Genomic DNA, 10,692 nt, shown 5'->3' with positions numbered 1-10,692 from the left:
TCCCCACCGAGGACTCGCCTGGGGGCGTTGGCCTTTTTGCGGGCCCTGCGCGCCCTTGCCGCGCCCCCGCGCCGCGCCCCCTCCCGGACACGGGCGCCGTCCCGGACGGGCGCCCTCTCGCCCCGGGCGGCCTCTCGCCCGGGCGCCGTCTCGCGCGGGCCCGGCCTCCCCCGCACTGCGGTGCCGCCCGCGCGCCCCCGGCGCCCCCAGGGCCCCTTTCGGGCGCGAGTGCCTCCGGGGGCCCCTCCGGCCGGCGGCGGCCACGCCCCGGGGCTGCCCCCGGGCGGCAGCCCCGGCCGCCTGCGCCCCGCGCACGGCTCCTCCGCCCGCTGCGCACCCTGCGGCGCAGCCCGTATCCCTGTCGGGAGAGCGCGACTGCGGCTCAGTTACTCGGGAACCCGGCAGGCAGTTGTGATGTTTTCACGGCAGACGCCCACGAGGAGGCGCGCCATGAGCCCCACGATTGATGATCGCCTCGCCGAGCTGACCGCTCGCTGCCGCCGACTTACCCTGCTCTGTGCGGCCACAGCGGTGCTAGCCGCGCTCGCCGCCGCTTCCGCCGTCACCCTCGCTCTCCGCACTGGCGCGTCTTCCGACCACCTCACCGCGCGCGAGCTCACGCTCGTCGATGGCACGGGGAAGACGCGAGCCCACCTCGGCACGATGCCTGATGGCTCGACGGGACTGGTGCTTCACGACTCCCAAGAGCACCCGCGCGCCTTGCTGGCTGTCGGCAGCGACGGCTCGCCGAAACTGCGGCTCTCCACCGCCTCGGGTCAGACGCTCGCCGAGCTCACTGTCTTCGGAAACGAAGCGCCCCGCCTCGCCCTCGCACAGGCTGCCGGTCCTGAGTTCTTCACCGTTGGCCTGCAGGCCGACGGCTCCTCGCGCCTGGAGCTGCTCGACCCGACGGGCCGCCCACGCGCGATCCTCGACTCCGATGCGCAGGGCTCGCCTGGTCTCTTGCTCGTCGACCGGCTGGGCCTCCCGCGCGCCTCCCTCAGGGTGGGGCCCACCAACTCGGGCTCGCTCCTTCTCGAGGGACCGGAGGGCCAGATCTTCCGCGCCCCCGCCGACGCACTTCAGTAGCGCCCCGGTCCCATCGACCGCCTACAACTGAAGAACCATCGCTGGGTCCCGTCCCCTCTCTGAACCTGGAGCGAGGAAGAGGCCATGCCCAGCGCTACCGTCCGCGACGTCCTGCTCTTCGAGTCCTGCCAGGACCTCCGCGAGGTTCTCTGCGAGGTCCTCAGCGCGCGGGGCTACCGGGTCCGCGCCTTCCCCTCCGTCGCGCACCTCTCCGAGAGCCCGACGCCCGCTCCCCAGGCCATCCTGGTCGCCGTCGACAGCGAAGCCCGCTCGTCGAGGGACGACCTCTCGGAGGTCCAGCGGCGCTGGCCTGCTCCGCGCGTCCCCGTGCTCGCGCTCGTCAATGGACATGCGCCCGTCGAGGCAGCCGGCGTCGCCCTCTCGCTGTTGAAGCCCGTAGACGAGGACCGACTCTGCTCTGCCCTGGAGCTCTGCACCCGGAAGGGCCCCGCCGTTCCGTGAGCAAGAGGGGCCCCTCACGCAGATCCTGCCCCGGATGACTGCACCACCCGGGCGCATGCCCTAGGTTTCCCCATGTCCGAGGGAATCCTGCCCCAGGCGGGCGCAGACGCCGGGGCGAGCCGCGCCGAGCTGGCGCGCCACGAGATGCGCACCCGCCTCTCCATCCCCGCGGGCGCAGAGGGCTTCTCCTTCGCGCTCTACCAGTCGCTCGGCGTGGGGCTGCAGCCGGGACACCGCGCCGAGCTGCTGCTGAACCGCCACCTCTTCGATGCGCTCGAGGCGGCCATTCGTGGCGCGCGCGAGAGCGTCCACATCCAGGTCTACATCTGGCGCCCGTGCGAGGTCTCCGACCGCATCTGTGATGCCCTCATCGAGCGCGCCCGCGCAGGCGTCGCGTGCCGCGTCGTCGTGGACCCCATCGGCAGCGAGCAGATCTCCGGCGACAGGGACTTCGACCAGAAGATCGAGCACCGCCTCACCGACGCCGGCTGCGAGGTGCACTACTACCGCCCCTTGAAGGGCAAGGTGGCTGGCCGGCTCATGAGCCGCAATCACTCGAAGATTGCGATCATCGACGGCCGCATCGGCTTCACCGGCGGGTTCGGCATCTGGCGGGTCTGGGACGGCGATGGGCTCTCGAAGGAGGCCTGGCGCGACACCAACATCCGGGTCGAAGGACCCGCGGTGCGAAGCCTTCAGCTCGCCTTCGCCCGCTCCTGGCAGGAGAGTGGCGGTGACCTTCTGCCCAACGACGCGTTTCCCGACCTCCCGGAGTCCGGCCCCGTCCGCGCGGCCTTCGCGGCGAGCCATGGACAGCTCGGAATCACCGACGCAGAGCGGATGTGCCGGCTCGTCATGGGCGCCGCCACCCGCCGCCTCTGGATTGCGAACGCCTACTTCACCCCCGTGAAGTCCATCCTCGAGGTCATCGCCTCGCAGCGCGAGCGCGGCGTCGACGTACGGCTCCTCGCGCCCGGCCCGGTGCACGACGTGCCTCTCATCCGCGCCTCGCAGCGCGCCACCTACGCGGAGCTCCTGCGCAACGGCGTCCGCATCTTCGAGTACCAGCCGTCCATGATGCACGCGAAGACGATGCTGGTGGACGACTGGCTCTCGGTCATCGGCTCGACCAACCTGGACGCGCTCTCGCTCAACAAGCTGGGCGAGGGGTCGATGCTGCTCGCCGACCCGGGGCTCGCCAACGAGCTCGAGCGGGCCTGGGAGCAGGACATGCGGCACTCCCGGGAGATCACCCTCGAGAACGGCGGCCGCACGAACCCGCTGCGGCGGCTCGCGCGGCGAGCCACCCAGATCCTCGGCAAGGACCGCTGAGCGCGCCGGCTCAGCGGTGCTCCGTCACCCCCACCTGCTGACACATCTCGAGCACCGGGCAGCTCGAGCAGCGGGGCCGCACTCCCGTGCACACGTGCTTGCCGAAGGGCACGAGGAGCCGATTCAGCTCCACCCAGTAGGGACGCGGGAGCACCCGTTCGAGCGCCTCGAGAGTGCGCTCCGGCGTGCGCGCCCGTACGTAGCCCCAGCGGTTCGTCACCCGGTGCACGTGGATGTCCACGCTGATGTGCTCCTGCCCCAGCGCAACGCCGAGCGCCAGGTGCGCGCACTTGGGCCCCACGCCGTTGAAGGACTGCAGCACCTCGTCATCCGCGGGCAGCTCGCCTCCGAACTCCTCCACGACCCGCGTGGCGATGGCGTGGATCTGCCGCGCCTTCGGCTCGTGGAAGGTGACCGCGTCGATGAGGCGATCGATCTCCTCCACCGGCAGCGCCCGCAGTTGCTGTGGCGTGCGCGCCCTGCCCAGCAGCGCGAGTGACGCCGGGAGGCTCACCTCGTCCCGGGTGCGGATGGAGAGGATGCATGCGACCAGCTGCTCGAAGAGGCTGCCATGGCCCCGCGCCGCGAGCTCGAACATGGCCGCGTCTGCGACGCCCTTGACCTCCTCGCGCACCCGCGCGAGCGCCTGCTCGATGTCGAAGGGCGCCTTGCACTGGCCCCGCGCCGTCGCCCCGGCGGCGGGAGGAGTGGCCTCCTCCCGCGCTCCGGTCCGGGCTCCGCGAGCGCTGGTCAGCCGCGGCGCCCGACGCTCACTCGTCCCCTTCGACGTTCGCGCCGTCATCCGCGGCCTGGCCCTTCTGGGTGCGCGCGGGGCCCCCGTGCGTGCCGAACTCGCCCGCGTTGCGCTGGGCCGGGAACACCTCGCCATCGTCGCGGCGCGGGCGCCCCTCGCCGGACTGGTCGCCGCGGTTGCCGCTCTGCTGGTTGCGCTGCTCCTCGCGCTTCTTGTCGCTCATGTCCAACCTCCTGGTGCAGAGGATGACCATGGGCTCCGCCGCCTGCCCGAGCCGGCTCCACGCCCGGCGGACGGAAGGGCGGGCAGGCCCCCCGTTCACCGCGCCTCACCGGGCATGCTCCCGCGGAGGAGACGCCGGGCGCGCACCCGTGAGACCTGGCTCGGCGCCCCGTCCGCCGAACGGGCGCACCCCCGTGGCAGCGGGCCCCGAGAGCGCACGCACGCGGGGTGCTGGCTCAGTGCCTCGCGTCAACAGGAGGCAGCGCTGCTCCAGCGCACCGCAGGAGGCCCAGAAGCGGATCGCCCCCCGCCCTCGAGCGAGCGCCGCCCAGGCACCCCATACGCCAACGACGCCGCCCTGGGACCCGCGCGCCGCGAACGGCTCGACGCGAGCGACTCCGCGCCGTCACCGCTCGGCTCCTCGCTCTCCCAGCTCAGCGCGAGGGCTGGAGCGCGAGCGCGTACCAGCGGTCGCAGCCGTGGTGTCCCGTCGCGCCCATCGGAGCGCACAGCGGCTCGAAGCCGAGGCGCCGGTAGAGGCGCTGCGCCTGGTCCATGCCCTCCAGCGTCTCCAGGTAACACGTGCGGTAGCCCGCCTCCTGCGCGAACGCGAGGCAGTGGCGCAGCATGCGCTCGCCCTGACCCTGTCCCCGCGCCTGGGGCAGGAAGTACATCTTGCGCAGCTCGCAGACGCCCGGTGGTCCACCCGTGAGGGGCGCGATGCCGCCGCCGCCCACCACCTCGCCTGCCTGCTCGAGCACGTAGTAGGCGTGCCCCGGCGCCGCGTAAGCAGCGCTCATCGCGGAGACCTCGGGGTCGTGGATGGCGAAGCCGGGGCCCCCGGCGCCGAACTCGGGCATGACGGTGCGGATGATGCGGGCGACGGCGGCGTCGTCCCGCGGCTCGATGGGGCGCAGCAGGGGCTCGGAGGGCATGTCGGGGCCGAAGCTTCCACAGCTCAGCCGCACCCGCCAGCACCACCGACACCCGCCACCCAGCACGGTGGATTCGGGCCCGCGAAGCCGCTAGACACCCCACCACTCACCGTTCACGGAGCACTCGAACATGGCCAACAAGGTCAAGGCAGTGGTCATCGGCGGTACGGGCTACGGCGGCGCGGAGATCCTCCGGCGCCTGCTCTTCCACCCCCACGTGGAGGTCGCGCGCGTCACCGCGGTCGACAACATCGGCAAGCGCGTGGGCGACGTGCACCTCAACCTCGCGGGCCTCACCTCGCTCACCTTCGAGCAGATGCCGCCCGCCGAGGCCGTGAAGGGCATGGACGTGGCGTTCCTCGCGATGCCGCACAAGACCACCGCGAAGGTGGTGATGGAGATCCTCTCCTCGGGCGTGCGCATCGTGGACCTCTCGGGCGACTTCCGCCTGCGCGACCCGGCCGCCTACGCGAAGTACTACGGCGTGGAGCACCCGGCCCCGAACACGCTCACCGACGGCCTCTTCACCTACGGCATGCCGGAGCTCAACCGCGAGGCCATCAAGAAGGCGAAGTACATCGCGAGCCCGGGCTGCTTCGCGACCACCATCGCGCTGGGCCTGATGCCGCTCGCCAAGGCGAAGAAGCTCACCGGCCCCATCCACACGGTGGCCGCGACCGGCTCCTCGGGCAGCGGCGCGAACCCGCAGATCACCACGCACCACCCGCTGCGCGCGGTGAACCTGCGCACCTACAAGCCGCTCGAGCACCAGCACATCCCCGAGATCATCCAGACGCTGGAGACCGCGGGTGGAAAGGGCATGAGCCTCGAGTTCGTGCCGGTGTCCGCGCCGCTGCCGCGCGGCATCTTCGCCTCGTCCTTCGCCACCGTGGCGGCCTCCACCACGCAGGAGGAGCTGGACGCGATGTGGAAGAGCACCTTCGCGAACGAGCCCTTCATCCGCATCGTGGGCGGCGGCCGCCAGCCCGAGGTGGTGGGCGTGAGCGGCAGCAACTACGTGGAGGTGGGCTTCACGCTGGGCCCCGTCACGGGCGACACCCGCCGCGTGGTGTGCTTCAGCGCGCTCGACAACCTGGTGAAGGGCGGCGCGGGCCAGTCCATCCAGAGCTTCAACGTGATGATGGGCTTCGAGGAGAAGCTCACGCTCGCGGAGCCGGGGCTGTGGCCGTGAGCGGTCTCGCGGACTTCAAGGGCCGCTGGTTCGTGGTGAAGATCGGCGGCGAGCTCGCGGCGGACCGCGCGAAGCTCGCCGGCAGCGTGGGCAAGGCGGTGCGCGCCTTCCTCGACGCGGGCATCCGCGTGGCGGTGGTGCACGGCGGCGGGCCCCAGGCGACCGAGCTCACCCAGAAGCTGGGCCTCACCCCCCGCATGGTGGGGGGCCGCCGCGTCACGGACGAGGCCACGCTCGAGGTGATGAAGATGACGCTCGCGGGCCAGGTGTCCGTGGACGTGGCCGCGGCCTTCCGGCTCGCGAACGTGCCGGCGCTGTGCACCACCGGCGTGAGCGCGGGGCTCGTGGAGGCCAAGCGGCGCCCGCCCTCGGTGGTGAGCGGCGCGGGGCCCGAGCCCGTCGACTTCGGGCTGGTGGGCGACGTGACGGCCGTGAACACGGCGCTGTTCGCGCGGCTCTCGGACGCCGGCGTGGTGCCGGTGCTCGGCTCGCTCTCCGGCGATGCGCAGGGCAACGTGTTCAACATCAACGCGGACACCGTGGCCACGCGCGTGGCTGCGCACCTCAAGGCCGCGAAGCTGTTCCTCGTGTCCAACGTGCCCGGCGTGCTCGGGGACAAGAACGATCCGAGCACCCGCATCCCCACGCTCACCCCTGCGGACGCGCGCGCGAAGATTGCCTCCGGCGTCATCCAGGGCGGGATGATCCCCAAGGTGGAGGAGAGCCTCGCGATGCTCGACGAGGGCATCGACGCCATCCACATCGTGGGCATCTCGCCTGCGCACGCGCTGCTCGACGAGGGCGCCCGCGCCGGGAGCGCCGGCACCGCGTTCCTGCGCGGCTGAAGTCCCATCTCTCCGGGCCTGCTCGCCCTCCAGGCAGGGCAGGCCCGGGGTGTACCCCCACCTCCGCCGACCCACACACCCGGCGCGCTATGGTCCGCGGCCCCGGGCACCCCGACCGGGTGCTCGCTGCAGGACAGCTGCCTGCGCGCCGCGTGAATGAGGGGGAGGAACGCCCGTTGCCACGAACGATGCGCACGCTCGCCCTGCTCACCCTCCCGCTCCTCGCCGCGCCGGCGCTCGCCGCCTCGCAGCCCGCGCCCCGCCCCGTGCCCGCGCCGCACTTCGACGTGGCGCAGCTCTGGGTGCCGCCGCCGCTGCCCGCCCCGCCCCCCGACACCGACACCTACGCGCCCCAGCCGGAGGAGGCCGAGGAGGCGCCCCCCACGCGCAGTGCCCGGGAGCAGGTGGCCGAGGCCGGTGAGGCCTTCGTCTTCGCGCTCGCCGCCGAGGTGTTCCTCCCGCCGGACAGCGAGGTGGTGCCGGCCGCGGGCGCCGGCGCCGTGCAGGCGCGGCCGGCCACGTTCTCGGGCCGCCCCGGCCCCGTCATCGCCCGGCGCGCGGTGAAGCTGGTGGGCGTGCGCAACCTGCGGCGCGTCGTGCGCCACGTGCCCGACGACTGCTCGGGCCTCGTGCGCGCCTCCTACGAGAGCGCCGGCATCGACCTGGTGGGCGGCGGCTTCCGGCCCGGCGAGAACGCCGTCACCGCCATCTGGCGCCTCGCCCGCCGTCAGGGCGCCCTGCACCGGCACACCCCGCACCCCGGTGACCTCGTGTTCTTCCGCGAGACCTACGATCGCAACCGGGACGGGCGCCGCAACGACGGGCTCACCCACATCGGCGTCGTCGAGTCCGTGGACCCCGATGGCACCGTCACCTTCATCCACCGCGCGAGCAAGGGCGTGACGCGCTCGAAGCTGAACCCCCGCCAGCCGCGCACCTTCCGCACGCCGCGCGGGGAGACGCTGAACGACTACCTGCGGCCTGCGTCCAAGCGGCTGCGGGCGTACCTCACCGGAGAGCTATTCGTGGGGTACGCGGCGGCGGACAGGCTGCGGTAGGCGAAGGGACGGGGAGGGGAATCCGCTTCCCTCACCCCGGCCCTCTCCCAGAGGCAGAGGGAGGACGCGTCAGCGACTCTTGCGCTTGAGGGCCTGCGCAGCCTCGGCGGCCTCGTCCTGACCGCAGTTCTTGCCGCCCAGCAGGCCGCGCTCCTTCGGCAGGGCCGCGAGCCGCTCGAGCTCCGGCAGCGCCCCGCTGTCGCCCAGCGCCGAGAGCCTCCGCGCCGCACGCGCGCGCACCCCGCAGTTGGGGGAGCGCAGCGACGCGGCGTAGACCTCCACCAGGTCCAGGCCCTGCGTCGCCTGCTGCGCCTCGAGGTAGCGCAGCGCGCCCCACTGGCGCTCCGACGCCGGCTCCTCCGCCAGCGACTCGAGGTGCTTTCGCACCGGGCGCTCGGGGAAGGACGAGAGGAGGCGGCGCACCGTACGGTCCCCCTCGTCCGCGGCGAAGTCCTCGGCGAGCCCGTCCAGCGTGCGCGACTCCACGTCCTCGCGCGCCTCGGCAGGGAGGGCGGAGAGCACCGCGTGCTCGTCCTCGTGCCGCCCGAGTGCGTGCAGGGCCTGCGCGCGCAGCTGGCGCAGCCCCCCGTCCGTGCGCGCCCTGGTGCCCGGCATGCCATCCAGCGTGCGCAGCGCCTGCAGCGGCTGGCCCTTCTCGAGCTCGCTCCGCGCGCGCACCTCGGGGCTGCGCAGGTGGAGCACGACGAGGAGCGGGACGAGCAGCAGCGCGGCGAGCCCCAGCCCCAGCAGCGCGCGGCGGCGCGGCGGGAGCGCGGAGAGGCCTGCGCCCGCGTGCCGGAGCCGAGCGGGCAGGGCGCGCACGCCGGGACCCAGCCGCGCGGGGAGGCGGCGCAGCACCGGCCCCACCCCCGAGCGGTGCAGGGCCTCGCGCCCCGAGCGCAGGCCCGAGGCGCTCTTGAGCTGCAGCACCTTCAGCCCCGAGCGCAGCCCCGGCAGCGTGATGCGGCGCAGGTGCGCCGCGCCCGTGCGCACCACGTCCAGCGAGTGGGTGCCGAGGTGCGCGGCGCGCGCGCGCAGCACGTCGAGCGCCGAGCTGCGGGCGTAGGCATCGCGGCCGCCGAAGGGCAGACCCTCGGGCGCGCGCACGCAGCGGTAGAGCTGCAGGCCCTCCTCGCGCCCGCCTGGCAGCGCGATGCGCCCGGAGGGCTCCGCGGCCGCCTCCGCGCGGTTGCGCGCGAGGTTCACCGCCTCGGTGAAGACGACCTCACCCGGCTCGGCGACGCGCTCCACCGCGGTGACGATCTCCACCGGCTCGCCCAGCACCCCGTCGCGCGAGAGCAGGACCTCGCCCGCGTGCAGGCACACCCGCACGTGCAGCTCGTCCCCTGCGCGCGCGGCGCGGTTGTGGCGCCACAGCCGGTCCTGGATGGCCATGCCGCAGTGCACGGACTCGGTGGGGGAGGGGAACACCGCGAGCAGCGCATCGCCGCGCTTCTGCACCACGCGCCCGCCGTGCGAGCGCACCAGCGGAAGCAGCAGCCGGTCGTGCGTCTCCAGCATGCGCGCGTTCTCCTCGCGCGTCTGGCGCGAGGTGCGCTCGGTGTAGCCCTGGATGTCGGTGAGCAGCAGCGCCACGTTCTGCGTGCGCCCCACCAGCGCGCCCGTGCTCGCCGCTGCGCTGCGCGTCGCCGCTGGAGGCGCCGCGCCGAAGAGGGCGGTCACGCCGGCGGGGGCAGCCGGGGGCGCCTCGGCGTGGCCCGCGGCGGCGGGCTCCACGGTGCCGAAGAGGGCGGTGGCGCGCGGGAAGGCGCCGGGGGCATCGGCGGAAGCGAGCGGCGCAGGCGGCAGCGCGAAGCCGCCGGTGATGGAGGGCAGCACCCCCAGGCGCGCCGCCTCCGCGCCCAGCGCCTGGCCCAGCGCGAGCGCGGACGCGGGGCGCTGGGTGGGGTCCTTCTCGAGCAGCCGCATCACCAGGGCGACGAGCGCGGGGTGCGCGGCGAGCGCGGGCGCTGCCTCGGTGAGGGGCAGGGGCGGCGCCGCGGCGTGCTGGGCGAGGAACTGGCGTGGCGAGGGCCCCGCGAAGGGCAGCCGGCCGGCGAGCACGCGGTAGGCGAGCACGCCGAAGGAGTACAGGTCGCTGCGCGCATCGACGCGCGCGCCCGTGGCCTGCTCCGGGCTGAGGTACTCGGGCGTGCCGAGCACCACGCCTACCTGGCTCACGTTGCTCGCGACGTCCCCCTCCACGAGCCGCGCGATGCCGAAGTCCAGGAGCCGCGCCTGCTCGCCGCGCGGGCCGCGGGTGAGGAAGACGTTTTCCGGCTTGAGGTCGCGGTGGACGATGCCCTTCTCGTGGATGGCGGCGAGTCCCTCGGCGAGCTGGTGCAGCACGGCGAGGGCGCGCGCGAGGGGGAGGCTGCCGCCGCGCAGCACGTGGTGCAGGCTCTCGCCCTCCACCAGCTCCATCACGAGGCAGGGGGCGTCCCCGCTCTCGCCGTACTCGATGACGCGCACGACGGCCGGGTGCTCGACGGCGGAGAGGAGGCGCGCCTCGCGGCGGAAGCGCTCCGCCATGCCCGGCTGCACGTGCAGGTCGCGGTGCAGGACCTTGATCGCCACCTTGCGGCCGAGCGACACCTGCTCCGCGAGGTACACCTCCCCCATGCCGCCTGCGCCCAGGGGCCGGAGGACCCGGAAGCGACCGTCGAGGACCAGCGTGTCGGGGGAGAGCACGTCGGGCGCCATCTTCCCCCAAGAGTCGACGCGCTGCATCGCGTTCTTGCGAGCGCCTACATGTCTCACCCGGGGCGGCCACTCGCCTGGGTGGCGGGCGAGGGTTTGTCCG

General features: G+C 73.8%; 10 protein-coding genes. 6 read left to right on the top strand and 4 right to left on the bottom strand.

Features of this window, described 5'->3' with window-relative positions; all coding sequences use genetic code 11:
• The first annotated feature begins 450 nt into the window (after nucleotides 1-450).
• The 3 genes from FGE12_RS08760 (at nucleotide 451) to FGE12_RS08750 (ending at nucleotide 2,883) form a co-directional block, all read left to right on the top strand.
• The gene (locus FGE12_RS08760; RefSeq protein ID WP_194797711.1) at nucleotides 451-1,089 is read left to right on the top strand and encodes a hypothetical protein; all 639 of its coding nucleotides are present in this window, start codon (nucleotides 451-453) and stop codon (nucleotides 1,087-1,089) included.
• 84 nt (nucleotides 1,090-1,173) lie between these two features.
• Entirely contained in the window at nucleotides 1,174-1,551 is a 378-nt protein-coding gene (locus FGE12_RS08755) for a hypothetical protein (RefSeq protein ID WP_153865924.1), read from the top strand.
• 72 nt (nucleotides 1,552-1,623) lie between these two features.
• Nucleotides 1,624-2,883: a phosphatidylserine/phosphatidylglycerophosphate/cardiolipin synthase family protein gene (locus tag FGE12_RS08750; RefSeq protein ID WP_153865923.1), complete on the top strand. Its 1,260-nt coding sequence runs from the start codon at nucleotides 1,624-1,626 to the stop codon at nucleotides 2,881-2,883.
• A gap of 10 nt (nucleotides 2,884-2,893) precedes the next feature.
• Here FGE12_RS08750 and nth read toward each other — a convergent pair whose 3' ends face one another.
• The 3 genes from nth to FGE12_RS08735 all read right to left on the bottom strand — a co-directional run bounded on the left by nth (nucleotide 2,894) and on the right by FGE12_RS08735 (nucleotide 4,794).
• Nucleotides 2,894-3,517 carry an endonuclease III gene (gene nth, locus FGE12_RS08745; RefSeq protein WP_370458925.1) on the bottom strand — a complete coding sequence of 208 codons (624 nt, stop codon included), beginning with the start codon at nucleotides 3,515-3,517 and terminating at the stop codon, nucleotides 2,894-2,896.
• Nucleotides 3,518-3,653: 136 nt separating this feature from the next.
• Nucleotides 3,654-3,860 carry a hypothetical protein gene (locus FGE12_RS08740; protein WP_153865921.1) on the bottom strand — a complete coding sequence of 69 codons (207 nt, stop codon included), beginning with the start codon at nucleotides 3,858-3,860 and terminating at the stop codon, nucleotides 3,654-3,656.
• A 433-nt stretch (nucleotides 3,861-4,293) separates the two neighbouring features.
• Nucleotides 4,294-4,794 carry a GNAT family N-acetyltransferase gene (locus FGE12_RS08735; protein ID WP_153865920.1) on the bottom strand — a complete coding sequence of 167 codons (501 nt, stop codon included), beginning with the start codon at nucleotides 4,792-4,794 and terminating at the stop codon, nucleotides 4,294-4,296.
• A 130-nt stretch (nucleotides 4,795-4,924) separates the two neighbouring features.
• Between FGE12_RS08735 and argC the strand changes: the two genes are divergently transcribed.
• The 3 genes from argC (at nucleotide 4,925) to FGE12_RS08720 (ending at nucleotide 7,889) form a co-directional block, all read left to right on the top strand.
• Entirely contained in the window at nucleotides 4,925-5,986 is a 1,062-nt protein-coding gene (argC, locus tag FGE12_RS08730) for an N-acetyl-gamma-glutamyl-phosphate reductase (RefSeq protein ID WP_153865919.1), read from the top strand.
• A complete protein-coding gene (gene argB, locus FGE12_RS08725) occupies nucleotides 5,983-6,831 on the top strand; it encodes an acetylglutamate kinase (RefSeq protein ID WP_194797710.1) in 849 nt (282 codons plus the stop codon). Before argC ends, argB begins: the two co-directional genes overlap by 4 nt.
• Before the next feature lie 188 nt (nucleotides 6,832-7,019).
• Entirely contained in the window at nucleotides 7,020-7,889 is an 870-nt protein-coding gene (locus FGE12_RS08720) for a CHAP domain-containing protein (RefSeq protein ID WP_153865918.1), read from the top strand.
• A 69-nt stretch (nucleotides 7,890-7,958) separates the two neighbouring features.
• Here the strand turns inward: FGE12_RS08720 and FGE12_RS08715 are convergent, their stop codons facing one another.
• Nucleotides 7,959-10,580, bottom strand: a complete 2,622-nt coding sequence (locus tag FGE12_RS08715) for a protein kinase (RefSeq protein WP_370458924.1) — start codon at nucleotides 10,578-10,580, stop codon at nucleotides 7,959-7,961.
• Nucleotides 10,581-10,692 lie beyond the last annotated feature (112 nt).

The sequence above is a fragment of the Aggregicoccus sp. 17bor-14 genome (assembly GCF_009659535.1).
In the GTDB taxonomy this organism is placed as follows: domain Bacteria; phylum Myxococcota; class Myxococcia; order Myxococcales; family Myxococcaceae; genus Aggregicoccus.
This window is presented reverse-complemented; position numbering and strand designations above follow the sequence as displayed.